The 17,217-nt window shown below is 38.8% G+C and carries 15 protein-coding genes; 9 read left to right on the forward strand and 6 right to left on the reverse strand.

What is annotated here, in order from left to right; translation table 11 throughout:
* The first annotated feature begins 90 nt into the window (after nt 1-90).
* On the forward strand, nt 91-759 hold the full coding sequence (locus tag ACNR9Q_RS14160; protein WP_419211874.1) for a class I SAM-dependent methyltransferase: 669 nt from the start codon (nt 91-93) through the stop codon (nt 757-759).
* Nucleotides 760-1,025: 266 nt separating this feature from the next.
* On the opposite strand, the gene ACNR9Q_RS14165 is transcribed toward ACNR9Q_RS14160, so the two are convergent.
* The 3 genes from ACNR9Q_RS14165 to ACNR9Q_RS14175 form a co-directional block, all read right to left on the reverse strand.
* Complete coding sequence (locus ACNR9Q_RS14165) at nt 1,026-1,655, reverse strand: cation transporter (protein ID WP_419211875.1); 630 nt, start codon at nt 1,653-1,655, stop codon at nt 1,026-1,028.
* Between the two features lie 254 nt (nt 1,656-1,909).
* A complete protein-coding gene (locus ACNR9Q_RS14170) occupies nt 1,910-2,386 on the reverse strand; it encodes a hypothetical protein (RefSeq protein WP_419211876.1) in 477 nt (158 codons plus the stop codon).
* Between the two features lie 142 nt (nt 2,387-2,528).
* A complete protein-coding gene (locus ACNR9Q_RS14175; protein WP_419211877.1) occupies nt 2,529-5,759 on the reverse strand; it encodes a S41 family peptidase in 3,231 nt (1,076 codons plus the stop codon).
* 235 nt (nt 5,760-5,994) lie between these two features.
* Between ACNR9Q_RS14175 and ACNR9Q_RS14180 the strand changes: the two genes are divergently transcribed.
* Nucleotides 5,995-6,591, forward strand: a complete 597-nt coding sequence (locus ACNR9Q_RS14180; protein ID WP_419211878.1) for a methyltransferase domain-containing protein — start codon at nt 5,995-5,997, stop codon at nt 6,589-6,591.
* A gap of 50 nt (nt 6,592-6,641) precedes the next feature.
* On the opposite strand, the gene ACNR9Q_RS14185 is transcribed toward ACNR9Q_RS14180, so the two are convergent.
* Nucleotides 6,642-7,697: a glycoside hydrolase family 43 protein gene (locus tag ACNR9Q_RS14185; RefSeq protein WP_419211879.1), complete on the reverse strand. Its 1,056-nt coding sequence runs from the start codon at nt 7,695-7,697 to the stop codon at nt 6,642-6,644.
* 200 nt (nt 7,698-7,897) lie between these two features.
* Between ACNR9Q_RS14185 and ACNR9Q_RS14190 the strand changes: the two genes are divergently transcribed.
* The 7 genes from ACNR9Q_RS14190 to ACNR9Q_RS14220 all read left to right on the forward strand — a co-directional run bounded on the left by ACNR9Q_RS14190 (nt 7,898) and on the right by ACNR9Q_RS14220 (nt 15,247).
* Nucleotides 7,898-11,167 (forward strand): WD40/YVTN/BNR-like repeat-containing protein, encoded by a 3,270-nt coding sequence (locus tag ACNR9Q_RS14190; protein ID WP_419211880.1) that lies wholly within the window; start codon nt 7,898-7,900, stop codon nt 11,165-11,167.
* Between the two features lie 20 nt (nt 11,168-11,187).
* Nucleotides 11,188-11,934, forward strand: a complete 747-nt coding sequence (locus tag ACNR9Q_RS14195) for a DUF2490 domain-containing protein (protein ID WP_419211881.1) — start codon at nt 11,188-11,190, stop codon at nt 11,932-11,934.
* Nucleotides 11,931-12,788 carry a class D beta-lactamase gene (gene blaOXA / locus ACNR9Q_RS14200; RefSeq protein ID WP_419211882.1) on the forward strand — a complete coding sequence of 286 codons (858 nt, stop codon included), beginning with the start codon at nt 11,931-11,933 and terminating at the stop codon, nt 12,786-12,788. Before ACNR9Q_RS14195 ends, blaOXA begins: the two co-directional genes overlap by 4 nt.
* A 216-nt stretch (nt 12,789-13,004) precedes the next feature.
* Nucleotides 13,005-13,592 (forward strand): superoxide dismutase family protein, encoded by a 588-nt coding sequence (locus ACNR9Q_RS14205; RefSeq protein ID WP_419211883.1) that lies wholly within the window; start codon nt 13,005-13,007, stop codon nt 13,590-13,592.
* 75 nt (nt 13,593-13,667) lie between these two features.
* Nucleotides 13,668-14,201 (forward strand): RNA polymerase sigma factor, encoded by a 534-nt coding sequence (locus ACNR9Q_RS14210; RefSeq protein ID WP_419211884.1) that lies wholly within the window; start codon nt 13,668-13,670, stop codon nt 14,199-14,201.
* Between the two features lies 1 nt (nt 14,202).
* On the forward strand, nt 14,203-14,994 hold the full coding sequence (locus tag ACNR9Q_RS14215) for an anti-sigma factor (RefSeq protein ID WP_419211885.1): 792 nt from the start codon (nt 14,203-14,205) through the stop codon (nt 14,992-14,994).
* 70 nt (nt 14,995-15,064) lie between these two features.
* Nucleotides 15,065-15,247 (forward strand): hypothetical protein, encoded by a 183-nt coding sequence (locus tag ACNR9Q_RS14220; protein WP_419211886.1) that lies wholly within the window; start codon nt 15,065-15,067, stop codon nt 15,245-15,247.
* A gap of 15 nt (nt 15,248-15,262) precedes the next feature.
* On the opposite strand, the gene ACNR9Q_RS14225 is transcribed toward ACNR9Q_RS14220, so the two are convergent.
* Together ACNR9Q_RS14225 and ACNR9Q_RS14230 are read right to left on the reverse strand one after the other, a co-directional pair.
* Nucleotides 15,263-16,318, reverse strand: a complete 1,056-nt coding sequence (locus ACNR9Q_RS14225; RefSeq protein ID WP_419211887.1) for a VOC family protein — start codon at nt 16,316-16,318, stop codon at nt 15,263-15,265.
* Nucleotides 16,311-17,015, reverse strand: a complete 705-nt coding sequence (locus ACNR9Q_RS14230) for a glycosyltransferase (protein WP_419211888.1) — start codon at nt 17,013-17,015, stop codon at nt 16,311-16,313. Before ACNR9Q_RS14230 ends, ACNR9Q_RS14225 begins: the two co-directional genes overlap by 8 nt.
* Nucleotides 17,016-17,217: the final 202 nt, after the last annotated feature.

A 17,217-nucleotide genomic window follows, 5' to 3' on the forward strand; every position in this document is an offset into this window, starting at 1 on the left:
GTTGTTAGTTGTTAGTTGTTAGTTGTTAGTTGAATTTAAAATTTCATTTGTGTTAAACTGTTTGTTCAGGGGTTAAATAGCTTCTCTTTAATGGAAAACCGTTCTTCTAAAAAAAATAAAAAACCTTGGCCTACAAAAGCGGTGATGCAACAGATCTATGAGCTGAATCTTTGGGGTGGTAGACCCCATGAATTTTATTCCGGTTTGGGTTCGCATAAGCCGGAGATTGTACAGCCTTACCTTAAGGTTGTGTCCCACTTCCTTAGTTCCTTTGAAAAACCGCTTGCCGTATGTGATTTAGGTTGTGGGGATTTTAACATAGGTAAGAAATTGGTGAAGTACACCCAAAAGTATGTTGCCGTTGATATAGTACCAGACCTTATCGAACATCATCAAAAAAAGTTCAAAGCCGAGAATTTGGAATTCCATTGTTTGGATTTGGCAACAGATGATTTACCCGTTACTGATTGTGTCCTGATAAGACAGGTTCTCCAACATCTCTCCAATGCGGAAATTCAAAAGGTGCTGCATAAGTTGACCGATTTCAAATATATCCTACTCACCGAACATATCCCCGAAGGTGATTTTATTCCGAATATCGATATCATTTCAGGGCAAGGGATTCGGTTAAAAAAACAAAGTGGCGTAAACCTATTGGCACCTCCTTTTCATTTTAAGGTCAAGGAGGAAAAAGAAATGTTATCCATTACCTCCAATGATTTTAAAGGAAGATTGGTGACTACGTTATATACTACTTAAACTAAAACCGAATTTTAGTTTACCCAGCATTCAGAGTTTGTACATGCTTTAATTCAACTTCAATTGAGTGAATATTCTGCTGAACATCAGTTTTTAATAAAAACAAAGGGGCTTTTCTTAAGAAAAATCAATGTTCCCGTCTGTGCGTCGTGCGGCATTTAAAAGCACTTCGTTGAGTTTAAAGAGATTTTTGCTGCTATATCCTGACTATCATAGCTCTCCAAAAAACCGTGCAAATTAGAGCCCTTTTGGTGTGTTTCCTACTTTTAGTCGCAACAGCAGTTTTTGTCGCTATTGGCCTTTTCAAAACATTCTTTTCCTTCTTTAAATGCAAAGTATGAAAGCCCTAGCGTTCCGATACTGTCTATATAAGGTATTCTGAACAGTTCATAAATTCCGCTACTGATTAGCACAATAAAAGACATATAAACGCAGACCATGGTACAATTTGCATCCGCTAAAATAGGTGCTGAATTCAACTGATTTCCAACTCTTCTTTTCCAAACCACCAAAACCCACATGATCAGGATTGATATTAATGAGATCACAACTCCCCAAAAAGTCGTAAGTGGTTTGTGTCCGGTCCAAATGTTATACGTACTAGTTATAACGAGTCCAAAAACCAAAATATAAAAAGCAGTTCCGGTAATCCTCAATGCCGTTCCTTCAAAATCATCTCGTTTGCTGTTGGGGTTATTCTCTATTCTTGAAATCATATGGGCAATTCCAAGTCCGGATATTACTTCGATAAAACTGTCCGAACCAAACCCAAAAAGGGCCAGGCTTTCATCTTCAAATCCGAGATATGTTGAAAGCAGGCCTTCCGCAATATTGTAGATTATTGTAAACACTGCAAGTCCAAAAGCAATTTGGTAAAGTTTTTTAAGATTACTCATTAAATTGGTTTTCCTTTCGTTTTTATAGGCTTTGTGGCTGTTGTACAATCTTTTTTAATCAAATTACGAATTAATATCAGTTTTTAAGAATCACTTATGCCTAATAAATAACCACTTACATAATCTTAAAAATCAGAAAAATTCTCTTTTCTTAGAAATTAAGACCTGTGCAACGGTAACCAGTGGTGGAATTGGTGATTTTCGTTGCGCTTACGGTCAAATTGGTTGTATTTATAAACTATCTAATAAGTCCATCAGCGCAACAGTTGTGTTTGAGCAAAATCCGTCTTATTTTTTCTTAATCCATCTATGTTAATCTGTAACACTTCATCACACTCTCCATCTTCACATAAGATTAAATCATTTATTGTTAAATTATCAACTTCAATTCCGCTACAGCATTCACGTTCAATGAACGTTGATGAAATCTCCATATTGAGTTCTTGATTATTTATTCTAATTGTAATTGGGTCGTTATCATATAAGTAAATGATTACTTCGTTGCTGAAAGTATTGATGCTATAATCGGCATTTTTGTTATTCTGAATTATTTCAATTTCTGTGTTGGGATCAATTTCAAAAATGTTCTCGCCGTTTTCGTAAAAAGTCAATTTAACATCGTCTCCGCCAAAACAATCAATAAGCGAACAATCTATTCCGCTATTTTGATCATTCGAACAAGATGAAACGAAAGTTAAAATCAATAAATACAGGATATTTTTTTTCATCATTAATGCCAACAATTATATAAACCAACAAGTTACCATAGATGATATGTTAGCTTGTTGTACTTAAACATAAAGAAATTCATCAAAAAAAACCAACGATTATTAACTTACTGAAAACTTGCCCCTGCAAACTGTTCACTGTAATTTACTCGACTTCCTTCATCAACACCTCAATGGAACGCTCCAACTGTTCATCTGTTCCTTTGGCGATGGTTTGAGGTTGGTTCTTGACCATGATTTCTGGGTCGGTCTCGTTGTTTTCCATCCACTCACCAGCTTTGTTCTTGGCACTAACAGGGACTACACCCCAACGCCCTCCATTGGGCAGACGCTCCCAACCGGCAAAACTGCACGTTCCCGGTACGGGCATCCCAACGGTCTTCCCTATTTTTAAATCAACATAACCACTCGCAAAACAGGAACCATCGCTGTACATCGATTCATTGAAGATGGCCAAGGTAGGTTTCGTCCAACGGGAAGTGGGCTCACCCCCTACTACCCTTGCCTCGGTCTCGTACGAAAGAAAAGGAACCCCGGTAAAGAACATGGCAAGATCGGCCACCAAATCACCACCGCCATTAAAACGGGTGTCTACGATTACCCCTTTTTTATCATTGAACTTGCCCAACATTTCCTCATAAATGGTTCGGTAAGGGCCGTCACTCATCCCCGGAATATGAACGTAGCCCAATGTGCCCTTACTTTTTTCAAATACTTCCTTTTCATTGGTTTTTACCCAACGGTCGTACAACAGACTACCTTCCTCGTCTAAGGAAATAGGTTTTACCGTAAGCTGCTTATGTTTTCCTGCCATATCCGTTACATCTAACAAGGTAAAATCTCCGGCAATGCGGTTCAAATAAAACGCGACATCCGTCGTAGTGCCAATCGTCTTCCCATTGATTTTTTCAATAATCATCCCGGGCTTCAAATCAAATCCGGACTTATCCAAAGGTCCACCTTTGATAACTTCGGTAATCTTTAATCCGTCACCTTTGTAGTCATAATCGAAAAAGATTCCTAATGATGCGGTTTCATCCCCATTTTCAATATCATCTGAAAATCGGCCACCAGCATGGCTTACATTCAGTTCCCCCAGCATTTCAGAGACCATCTCGGCAAACTCATAATCGTTACCGATATGGGGTAGGTATTTTTCGTATTCAGCTCGTATGGCTTTCCAATCGATGCCATGAAAAGTAGAGGTATAGAAAATATTATGGGTACGCAACCAGATATGGTCGAACATATAGATGCGCTCCGCATCAGCATCCAACACCATCTCTGAATTGATTTTTACAGGTTCTGTTTTTGAGCCTGTTAAATCTACCTTGGCAATTTTTCCGTCAGTTAATAAAAACAGATTTTCTTTCTTGGCATCCCACTGTAAACTCCCCGATTTGGCACCCAAGGAAATTAACATTTTTGTATTCTTAGTCCTAATTTCGGTTTCCCACAAATTCAGGTCTTTTTCAAAACGGGTGAGGTAATACAATTTCTCTCCATCTTTTGAGAGAACTGCATCGGCCAAGAGCGAGGAATGAATCGTCAAGCGCGCCTTTCTACGTTCGACATCCTCTAAATCGAATTTTAAATCCTTTACATCTTCCGGCTCTTTTTTAGCATCCTTTTTCTTTTTATCATCAGATTTCGCTTCGTCCTTTTTTTCTTTGGCAGCATCCTCTATCATTTTCATTAAATCATATTCTTCCTTTGATTTATTGAATTTGTCCCATGCTTCTTGGTTCAAGAACATTGTATACACATCCATTTCCGATCGTCCACTGGTAGCATAACTTTTTAACCCGTCGCGATTACTAAAATATAGGATTTGGTCACCTTCATTGACCCATTTTGGAGTACCATCATAGTATCCGCTTTGGGTTAAGTTCTTGCGTTGCTTGCCCTCTTTAGAAATCAACAACACTTCTGAATTACTCAAAGAAACGCCCCAATCTACCAATAGCCATTTACTATCGGGACTCCACTGAAAATACTGATCACCATCACTCATGTGAAACAAATCATCTGGTGTCAATAAGGTATTTATTTCATTAGTTTTAAGGTTTTTAACTTTAAGCGTTCTTCTATCTTCAATGTAAGCGATATACGTACTGTCTGGTGAGAACTCGGGGAGGTACACATCTGTTTTAGCGGTGACCAAAGTATCTTCCTTAAATAGGGTTGCTGCAAAGAAATAGGGTTCCTCAGGACGCACTTTACTGGATTTAAAAATGGACCATTTTCCATTTCGTTCACTGGCATAGGCGACGGAGATTCCATCGGGCATGAATTTCACAAAACGCTCCTGTTCCGGTGTGCTGGTGATGCGCTTGGTCAACGATCCATCTACCGAAGTGACAAACACCTCTCCCCTGCTGATAAAGGCGATTTCCTTACCGTTGGGAGCTACATCCATTTCTCGAACGCCACCATTGACCGATATATATTCTATGGGATTGCTATCTTCTTGCGTACGGATGATGATTTCCACTTTCTTGGCCGATTCCCCTGGAATCAAGGTATAAATTTCGCCATCATACCCAAAAGCCAATGTACCATTACCAATGCTCAACGAACGTAACGGATGGGTATTAAAATCGGTAAGAGTCTTAATTTCAGACCCTAAATTCAGAGACATGGAATACACATTAAAAGAACCATTGCGTTCACTTAAATAGTAAATGGTTTTGTCATCTTTTGAGAAAACGGGATTTCGGTCTTCCCCATTAAAATCCGTTAGTTTGGTATGCGTTCCTGTAGCAATATCATAACTCCAAACATCTCGGGTTATGGCAGAAGTATGGTGTTTTCTAAATGTATCTTCATACCCCTTTTTATCATGGTATACCAGTTGTGTGCCGTTTGAATTTACCTTAACATCTTCTGCAGGCACGGTTAAGATTTGATCCACCCGGCCTCCTTCAACCGGAACGCTATATAATTCTGGTTGAGAACTGGTAGGATATTGCCGATGTGCAACTGCATCTAAACGGGAAGCACCAAAAAGTACAGCGGTGTCATCGGCCGAAAAACTATAGGGTGTTTCATTAGTACTATGATAGGTCAGGCGAGTTGCGGGTCCGCCCTCGGCGTCCATCACATACACATCAAAATTACCATATCGGTTAGAAGCAAATGCTAATTGCTTTCCGTTTTTACTCCAAACCGGTGCATAATCATGAGCGGAATGAAAAGTCAATTGCTTTGCCACACCACCATTGGCCGGCACTGAAAACAGATTGCCCTTATATGTGAAAGCAATGGTTTCACCATTTGGCGATATTGCCGGATAACGCGCCCATTGCGGATTGTTTTGTGCTACCGTAAAAAATGAGCAACAAAATGACACTAAGGCAACAATAGTATTCTTCATAAAGAGGGTTTGGTTGAATTTCAACAATTTCGAAAGGTAGCAAATTGGTAGTAGAGGTACAATAGGTACTAGCCTTTGGTCTTTGGCCTAAAATAATTTATATCGTTCAAAAGCAAGAACGCTGGTCTAAAAAATAAAAGTTATGCGCTAAGCGGGCGGCGGGAGGCGTGCAGCGGCAACGAAAAACCCATAATTTCTCTGTAAATTTATATTATACTCGTAAAACTATAGGCAATTGAATCAAGAACAAGACTATTGGACCAACCGCTATAAAGAACACCAGACCGGCTGGGATATTGGCTATGCTTCCACGCCTATTAAGGAATATGTGGACCAATTGACGAATAAATCAATTCGCATATTAATTCCTGGTGCCGGAAATGCCTATGAGGCCGAATATCTTTGGAAACAAGGCTTTACTAATGTTCATATTTTGGATATCTCCGAAGTCCCTTTAAAACAATTTAAACTTCGGAATCCAGATTTCCCAGATGCACAACTCCATCATTGCGATTTTTTTGAACACGAGGGCCAATATGACCTGATTTTGGAACAAACCTTTTTTTGTTCGATGCTTCCTACGCATACCAATCGTTCGAGCTATGCAAAACACATGGCTCAACTTCTTAAAATCCGTGGTAAGTTGGTGGGGCTTTGGTTTGACATTCCATTGGATACAAGTACAGAAAAACGCCCTTTTGGAGGAAATAAAAATTTATACCTCAACTACTTAACACCCTATTTCAAAACGATTACTTTTGAACCCTGTTACAATTCCATCGCCCCACGAAAAGGGAATGAATTGTTCGAGATCTTTCAAAATAAAAAATAAATAAGATAGCTATGAAAACCCTTTAATTTTCTAGTCATGTCCACTGAAAATTAATTGGTATTCTTCGCTGTTAAGGGTCTTTCTTCAACCCCTTCAAAAGTAATTTTAATCGGTTTTATAGTGCCATCCACATTAAATTCCATTTTATCCATACAGGTAACACGGTGATCCCTTGCCTCATTAGGAATGGGTCTTCGGTGGTATACCATGATCCATTCATCGGTATTGGGAACATTGATGACAGAGTGGTGTCCCGCGCCCGTGGCAATATCAGGATCAGACTCCAAAATAGTCCCTATTTTCTTATATGGACCTGTAATATTTTTGGCCATTGCATAAGCTACTTTATAACTATTATCCGTCCAATTCCCTTCCGACCACATAAAATAATACGTTCCGTTTCTTAGAAACACAAAAGGACCTTCTACATACCCTTCTGGGGTAATCTCTTTAAACAACGAACCATCTTCCCATGGTTCAATACCCGTAAAATCAGCGTTTAACTTCCCAAGATTGCAATGGCTCCATCCGCCATAAAAAATATAAAACGTACCATCGACATCCTTAAAAACAAATTGATCTATAGGTTGCGCGTCATTGTAAAACTCTGAAATCAAAGGTTTGCCTAAATAATCGCTAAACGGTCCCTCGGGTTTATCGGCGACGGCAATACCAATTCCGCCATAATGGTTAATATCGTTATCGGGGTCATATGAATCTCGGCCGGGTCGTTGAATATCGTTCGCACCAAAAAAGAGGAAATACCGATCTTCCTTCTTGATGATGGAAGGCGCCCATAAGGCCTGTTTCAGCCATTTAATGTTCGTAGTATCTATAATGCGTTCATGCTTTGTCCAATTGACCAAATCGGGACTGGAGAAAGCATCCAAAAAGAGTTGTTTGTCATAGGTATTTGAATAGGTCGGGTACACCCAATATTCATCATCAAAAACTACAGCTTCTGGATCGGCATACCATCCTTCAAAAATCGGATTGCCTGATTTCTCTAGAACAGTTTCCTTATGTTCTTGAGGTTCTTGTTTTTTTTCTGTTTTACAGGAAATAAAGAGGGTTACTAAAAAAAATATGCTTTTCCAATTTTTCATAAATCTTCATTTATTCAAAGGAAAGAAATAATTTTTAAGGTTGCTAATGTTAAATAGCATTCAAATTAATTAATGTTGAATTGTTGTAAGCAATACACATCTCGTCGCCCAATAAAAGAAAGGTACTGGGTCTTAACACGCTTTTAAGAATACTACCCGGCCTTTTCCTTTATATTTAGTGCGACTAACAAACCAAAATAATGATAAAAAGACTACTCTCCCTATCGATGCTAATGGCATCTTTTTTCTTAAATGCACAAAATGCACAGGATTTTAATATGGACCTCGTTCAGGACCTTAAACCACGTAATATTGGGCCGGGTGGAATGAGTGGCCGTGTGACCGCCATTGATGTTGTCACCGATAATCCGGATGTGATGTTCGTGGGTACCGCTTCTGGCGGACTCTGGAAATCTACTTCTGGTGGTATTAAATGGGATCCTATTTTCGATAAGGAAGTTACGGCCTCCATTGGAGCCGTTGCCATTCAGCAAAATAATCCCTCCGTGATTTGGGTGGGTACCGGTGAAGGAAATCCTAGAAATAGTTTGAACGGCGGATACGGAGTGTACAAATCTCTAGACGGTGGAAAAAAATGGAAATCGATGGGCCTGGAAAAAACACGGCACATCCATCGAATAAAAATAGACCCTATGGATCCTAATACGGTGTATGTGGGCGCAATCGGTTCCCCGTGGGGAGAACATCCCGAACGTGGGGTTTTTAAAACGACCGATGGTGGAGAAACGTGGGTGAAAGTCCTGTTCGTCAACAACAGTACTGGGGTAGCCGATTTGGTGATGGACCCTACCAACCCAAACAAACTGATTGCCGCCATGTGGGAACATAAACGGGAACCTTGGTTCTTTAATTCCGGTGGGGCTGGCAGTGGTTTATACATGACGCATGATGGTGGTAAGAACTGGAAAAAATTGACAGAAGAAGATGGTTTGCCTGCTGGTAATTTAGGACGTATCGGGGTAGCGATAGCTCCTGGAAAGCCTAATATTGTTTATGCTTTGGTGGAAGCGAAGAAGAATGCCCTGTACAAATCTGAAGATGGTGGTTTCACCTGGAAAAATATTAATCAGAAAGATGATATTGGAAACAGACCTTTTTATTATTCCGAAATTTATGTCGATCCAGAAAATGAGAACCGCGTATTTTCGGTATTTACCTATGTTAATGTTTCAGAAGATGGGGGTAAAAATTTTTCACAGCTGATCCCATCCTATGGTGTGGACAATGGGGTTCACCCCGATCATCACGCCTATTGGATACATCCAAATAACGGACAGTTTATGATGGATGGAAATGATGGCGGCCTTAACATTTCAAAAGATGGTGGTAAAACCTGGCGTTTTATAGGCAACCTGCCCGTAGCACAGTTCTATCACATTGCTACGGACAATGAATATCCTTATAACGTATATGGCGGTATGCAGGATAATGGTTCATGGAGAGGTCCCGCCTATGTTTGGAAAGCCCAAGGCATTCGTAATAGCTATTGGCAAGAAATAAGTTTTGGTGATGGTTTCGATGTAGTTCCCGATCCTGTAGATTCGCGATATGGCTATACCATGAGCCAAGAAGGGTATGTGCAACGTTTTGATCATATCACTGGAGATAATTATATCGTTCGCCCTACCCCACCCGATGCTAAAACCTTGCTTCGTTTTAACTGGAATTCAGCTATTAGTCAGGACCCGTTCGATACCAGTACCATTTATTTTGGGAGTCAGTTCGTACATAAAAGTACCGATAAGGGCCTTACTTGGAAGGTCATCTCTCCCGATTTGACCTCCAACGACCCGGAAAAACAAAAACAAACCGAAAGCGGTGGACTCTCCATGGATGCCACTGGGGCCGAAAACCATACGACCATACTCGTAATTGAACTATCGCCTGTTGAAAAAGATATGCTTTGGACAGGTTCTGATGACGGACGCGTTCATTATACCACCAACGGTGGTTCTAGTTGGACCGATGTTACTGGGAATATAAAAGGTCTACCCTTGGGAAGTTGGATTCCACAGATAAAAGCATCTACGCGCAATAAGGGAGAAGCTTTATTGGTCGCAAACGATTATAGAAGATTCAATTATACACCTTATGCCTACCGAACCAAAGATTATGGTAAAACATGGACGCGTATCGTAGATGCCGATGATGTAAAAAGCTATGCACTTTCGATTATTGAAGATCCTGAAAATCCGAATTTAATGTTCTTGGGAACGGACGACGGATTGTACGTTTCGTTCAACGCAGGCGAAAAGTGGCAAAAGTGGACAGAAGGTTTCCCTACCGTTTCTACGAAAGATTTGGCCATTCACCCAAGGGAACAAGATCTGGTCATTGGAACCTTTGGTCGTGCCGCGTGGGTATTAGATGATATTCGACCTTTACGCGCACTGGCATCCGATAAAACCATTTTAACTAAAGATATTGCTTTGTTCACACCGCCAACGGCGTACCAAGCTTCCTATCAGCAACCTACCGGAAGTCGTTTTGGAGGCGACGGATTGTACCAAGGTGAAAACAAGAAAAGTGGAGCCATGATAACCTACTACCTAAAAGAAGGCAAGAAAAAGTCAGCGGATAAAAAAGTGGATGAGAACGGCGGTGAAACGGACTCGAAAGAGGAAACAGGTGCCGACGATAGCAAAGAGGAAACCAAATCTCCGAGTAATAAAGACCTGACCGGTGTTCAAAAAAAGGATTCGGTACAGTTCGATTTTTATGAAGGTGATCGATTGATCCGTACCCTAAAATATAAAACCCCTGAAAAAGCAGGTTTCCATCGAATCTATTGGGGAATGGATGAAAAGGGGGCCGACAGACCTTCACGCACGATCAGAAAAAACACTCGAGAATCAGGTGGTGTAGACGTAAAACCAGGTACCTATACTTTAAAAATGAAGTATGGTGATATGGAAGAGGAAACCAAAATTACGGTAAAATCAGACCCGCGTTTAGACGTTTCTTCGACCTCTATCAATGAAGTTTATGAGAATGGAAAAGTATTGGAAAGCTATATGCAAAAAGCGGCAGATGCCATGGAACAATTGGCACAAAGCAAAAAAATAGCGGAAACCTATCAGAAAGACCTGAGCGATAAAGACAAAAAAATGTATAAAGAGCAGGTAGAGGTATCCAAAGAAATTATAAAAAAGATAGATTCCGTTATGGCACTGTATGTGGGTAAAGAAGATAAGCGACAAGGTATCACAAGTAGTAATGAAATTACCGTAGTCGACAGACTACGGACGGCCAGAGGTTATATTAGCTCACGTAAAAATGGGATGACCGCTACAGAAAAGCAACTCCTTACCTTCGCAAAAGATGATCTGGATCAGGCCTTACAGAAAACGAATACATTTTTCGCCCACGAATGGACCGATTACAAAACCCAAATGGAAAAACTGGAATTGTCCCCTTTCAAGAAAGTGAAAACGTTCTCTGTTGAATAATTGAAACAACAACGTAACTAATGAATCTAAAAAAAATTCCTGTCCTGTTCTTGTTTTTAGTAGGCTCTCTATTTTCTCAGGAAAATACATATTTGCCTAATGGAGAAAATGAACTGGGAAGCTGGTTCATGTATTTTGGTACCAACACGATAGCCGAAAAATGGAGTATCCATACCGAAGCTCAATTGCGGTACTATGAAACGCCCAGTAACTTTAATCAACTATTACTAAGAACAGGAATTAATTATCATATCAACTCTAATGCTATAGTAACTGGCGGTTATGCCTTTATTGAGACCGATCCAACTTTTACTGATTACGATGTGATTAGTGGTGATATTTTAATCAATAATAATTCAATTTCTGAACACCGTATTTTTGAACAGTTCATTCTAAAAAATAAAGTATGGGAATTCTATTTTGAACATCGCTATCGCTTGGAGCAGCGGTTCATTCAAAATAATTATTTTGGTACAAATGACACGCAACATAGGGCACGTTACCGCTTGCAAGTAAGCCTACCCCTAACCGATATTTTCTTTCTGAATTTTTATGATGAAATATTCCTGAACCTTCAAAATCAAGCATTTGACCAAAACCGGCTGTATGCAGCACTTGGCATCAATGTGACTGAAAATTTAAGTGTACAATTAGGGTACCTTAAGAATCATTTCTCAACTGTTGATTTTGACAGGTTACAATTTGGAATTTTTTATAATCCGGACCTAAGAAAAATAATTAAGAAGAAGAACCATAGATCAGAATGAGAATAACTTCTTATGCCCTTTTATTGATTGTAGTATGTTGCTGTAATTCTAAGAATAAGTCTATTGATAAAAAAGATACAATTGTATCAAAGCATGAAGTATTGGTCCCTGAATTTCAAAAAATCTTGGATGTCGCCCAAGTCAAAGGTTCTATTTTAATCTATGCCTTAGAGGATGACATCTACTATTCAAATGATTATCAATGGGCAAGAAAAGAACATTTGCCGGCTTCTACATTTAAAATAGCAAACTCCATTATTGCATTGGAAACAGGAGTTGTAGCAGACGATAGTACGCTTTTCAAATGGGACGGAACGAAAAGAAGCATCAAAAACTGGGAGCAGGATTTAATTTTAAAGGATGCATTCCATTTTTCATGTGTTCCCTGTTATCAAGAAATAGCACGAAAAATAGGGCTAAAAAGAATGACGCATCATCTAGATGAGCTGAACTATGGCTCGATGAAAGTTGACACGACCAACATTGATCTATTCTGGCTTGAAGGAGAATCTAGAATCAGTCAATTTCAACAGATCGATTTTTTAAAGAGGTTTTACCGATCCGAACTTCCAATTTCTGAACGTACCGATATCATTATCAAAAGGATGATGGTCATCGAAAAAAACGATGAGTACACACTTCGAGGAAAGACGGGTTGGTCTACCAGTAACGGAATTGATAATGGTTGGTTTGTAGGGTATATAGAATTATCGAACCGACCCTATTTTTTTGCGACGAACCTTGAACCCGAACAACAATTTGAAATGGCTAAGTTTGCGACCATCAGAAAAGAGATAACGTTTATGGCATTGCAACAACTGAACATAGGTAAAAAAGAGCTCTTTCAACTATAGAACTCAAACCAGTTAACCGAGCTGCAGTTCAGTTGTCCGATCCATGGTTGGTGGCACTATAGTTTTCTAAAAATACCTCCCTTACCCATTAGTGGCATGGCACATTGCTTCCATAAAAATTTTAAAGCTCTAAAATTGTTAAAATTCATTTGATATGAGTTAAGATTGTAACCTGTAATATGTAACTTTATACTTTAACCTAAAAAACACAATAAAATGAAAATATTTAAGATGGAAGTAGCGCTACTCGCGCTATTAGCAGTTTTTAGTTGTAAAGAAGTGAAAAAAGAAGCATCTGAGGCGACTGATGAAGTTGAGAATTCTATGGAAGAAATGAAGGCCGAAATGGAACCTACTACAGTAGATGTGATGCTGGAGCCGAAAAGTGACAGTAATGTTAAAGGAGAAGTTACTTTTACAGAAGATGACGATGAAGTAAAAATGGTGGCAAAACTTTCTGGACTTTCTGAAGGTGAACATGCCATTCATATTCACCAAACGGCAGATTGTAGCGCTGCGGATGGTTCTTCGGCCGGAGGTCACTGGAACCCTACCAATGAGCCACATGGTAAGTGGGGAGCGGCAGAAGGATACCACAAAGGTGACATCGGAAACTTTACCGCAGATGCAGAAGGGAACGCAACAGTAGAATTTTCTACTGATGAATGGTGTATCGGTTGTGATGATGAAAACAAGAACATTCTAGGTAAAGGCGTCATTGTACACCAAGGCGTAGACGACTACACTTCTCAGCCAAGTGGTGCTGCTGGTGCACGTGTAAGTTGCGCAGGCATAATTGAATAGAAGTAATTTTTTTTTTAATAAAAGCTGTTCATAGAACAGCTTTTTCTATTTTTAGGGGATTATAAAAATCTAAAGATGCAATTAGACCTACTGGTTGAACAATTTCAAAAGAAAGATCCCACTGCTTTCGAAAAGTTACATGGCATGTACGCCGAAAATATTTGTGGTGTGATCAATACCATTGTCAAGAATGAAAGTATCGCACAAGAAATCTGTCAAGATGTTTTCATTAAAATTTGGAACAATTCTCAAAATTATAATTCTTCTAAAGGCAGGTTCTTTACTTGGATCTTGAATATTGCCCGAAATGCCGCTATCGATGAAATACGTAGTAGGTCGTATAAAAATGAAAAAAAGAACCTTCCTGCAGATTACTTCGTACATATTTTGGAAACCAAGGAAGACGAAACTTCGCCTGTTGATATAAAAGGTTTGCGCGCCCTTGTTAAAAATTTAAAGGAAAAATGTGTTCAAATAATAGAACTGCTTTACTTTAGAGGATACACGCAAAAAGATGCTGCAGATGAACTAGAAATTCCTATTGGAACCGTGAAAACAAGAAATAGAAGTTGCATTTCTCAATTAAGGGAAAACATGGAAAGTAAATAGAATGAATGTAAAAGAATACATAGCGTCGGGAATATTGGAACTTTACGTTGCCGGTGTACTTTCAGAGAAAGAAAATCTGGAAATAGCCAACTATGCCAAAGAGTATCCAGAAATCCAAAAAGAGATAGAGGCTATTGAAGCATCGATATTGGAATTATCCAAAAAGGTTTCCCCGGGTTTAAACTATTCCTTTAAATCCCTCATGGAAAGAATCAATAAGGATATTAAAGTTATAGCTCTTGATACCAAACGCAATCCGATCATGTCGTATGTTGGGTGGGCCGCTGCAGTCGTATTGGCTGTTGGAATGTTCTGGATGTATCAGCAAAATCAAGAGTTAAAATCTGACATACAGTTAGTGGAGCAACAGAACGATACGCTGGAACAACAAATTGCCGATACTGATTCTTCTTTAGAGAAAACCAAAGAACTTTTGAACACCATCCGCGACAAAAATATTAGCGTGATACCATTAGGTGGACAAGAAGTTTCGCCAACATCCTATGCTAAAGCTTATTGGAACAAGGAGGATCAAAAAGTATTCATAGATGCTAAAGGACTACCAGAACCACCAGATGGTTTTGTATATCAAGTATGGTCATTGAAACTTTCACCACTTACCCCCACAAGTATGGGGCTGCTCGAAGATTTTTCAACGGACGAGAATAAAGTTTTCGCGTTGAATAACTCTAACGATTCAGAAGCATTCGGTATTACTTTAGAACCTGCTGGCGGTAGTGAATCACCCACCTTAGAACAGTTATATACTTTAGGTGTGGTATCTGCTTCATAGGTAAATTAAAATAAATTTTTAAATGGGTAGTTTTTAAATAAACTGCCCATTTTTTTACTATTTTTTGATTATGGATTTAAAGAAAATTTTCGGAACAGTTTTGACACTACTAGGTGTTGGTGGACTTATTTACCCCGCTATATTATTTGGTAATGGCACGGGAACCACTAAACAACTTATTGTGTATGCTATTTTGGGGGCTATATTTTTCTTTTCAGGAATTGGACTGATCAGAAATACCAGTAAGGGATAAACTTAAGCATAACTTTTAAAGGTCTTTGCTGACCCTATGAAAGCTAAGACTTCTTACCAACCACCTCGGTAAAGTTTTGGTCGGATTTCGGTTTTTAAGGTTTAGAAATACTCCCAAACACTTTAAAATAGGAACTTTATGGGTTTCTACCAATTCTATCAAGGTCTCGTCGGGATCCTCCACATAACAAAAACGTCCGGCGGCATCACCCATATCAAAACTATTGGCACTGTCTACCGTAAAAGCATGATCCATTTTCTCGGCTTTATCACGAATACCGTCCATGCCCTGTACATCAAAACAAAGATGCATATACCCTAAATCACCCCACAGGCGATTTTTGTAAATTTTCACAGGTGTCCTATCCAAAACTTGAATCAGCTCCAATTGTGTCGGCCCTAATAAATCGCCAAAACCTCCGATGGTCTTGCGTTTTTGGCCTAATATTACTTTTCTATAACTACCCGTTTGAAATTCTTCGCTTTCATGATTGTGAATCGAATCATATAAAACTTCAGAATAATCAAGTAAACGCTTATAAAATTCGATAGATCGTGACATATGACTTACCCCGATTACCGCGCCCATAACGCCTCCATTGCGGGAAACCTTAGTAGAAAAAGTATATGATTCTTCAACCATTTGTACTCGATTTCCAAAAGGATCTTCAAAATAAAAATAGGAATTATAACGTGTGCTAATGCATAATTCTGACAGATGGTCAACCTTTAAAGCTTTAAGGTAACCATGCATTTTTAATAGATTTTTGCATCTTATTTTCATGGCATTGATACCGACATCCCCAAATACTATTGGCCGTTCGGGCGGAAGGGGAACCCGATCCTTAAATTGCCAAATTTCAAGTCCACCGCCACCCACCATATTTAAAGAAAGATAGGCCTCCCGTTTTTCCTTTTTTCCGTTAGTATATTTAGTCATTAAAGATGCAACTGCTTCATCCTTAAATACTAATATATCAAAACCTAAATGTTTTCTATACCAATTGAATACCCTTTTCGTATCTAGAACCCCAATTCCAATTTGCTGAATACCATTTATAATTTCAACCATTATAGGGTGTTCGTATAAGTTTGTTATGTAGTTTTTTCAGTTTAACGCCAGGATAGCCAAATTTAAAAAGCACTACCAACAGCAAATTCGACAGGTTAACCCTTAGATAGGAATTACACTCGTATTTTCGAGCAGAAACCACGAGGTCATTTTTAATAATGGTATAAGGTATTTTCCCTTTTTTCATTCTTCGAAAAAATTCAAAATCTTCCATGACCACCTGTTCTTCATTAAATAATCCTAAGGATTTAAAGACACTTTTTTTAATAAAAAGGCACTGATCACCTCCACCGGTAAATAAACCATCTTTCGAAGTAAAATAGGCATTAAATCGTAATAACCAACTATCCTTATCGAATCGATAGGAAAAGAAACCGGCATCAAACCCTGAAATAAGACTTTCTTGAATATCGCGAATGAAATTTTTTGGGGGTAGTACGTCGGCGTGTAAAAAAACTAAGATTTCTCCCCTAGCTATGAAAGAAGCCTCATTCATTTGATTGGCCCTTCCTTTTTTTGTGCAGTTGATTATTTTAATGTCAAATTTATCGGAAAGAGCTGCTGTCTCATCCGTATTTTCAGGAGAAACCGCTAATATAACCTCTGCAAGCTTTTCATGACCAAAGAAACCGGCTACCTCAAAAAGTCGCACTAAATTGTTATATTCATTATGTGTAGGAATTATAACACTAATCATAGAAAAATATAGTTCTAAATAGTTGTTTTACAAAGTTTTATTCCCAAAAAAAATTAAGTACTCTTATTTAAATATTTTACATACGCAAATTGATGAAAAAAGTTCTATTATGTAAGAAAAATAAACAAAAGGTTGATGTAGAGGGTTTTAATGAAATTCACCTAAGTTTACCAAACCTTTCTACTAAAATTGCGTAAATAGG

Origin of the sequence: Maribacter sp. X9 (assembly GCF_048537565.1) — a bacterium.
Taxonomy (GTDB): domain Bacteria; phylum Bacteroidota; class Bacteroidia; order Flavobacteriales; family Flavobacteriaceae; genus Maribacter.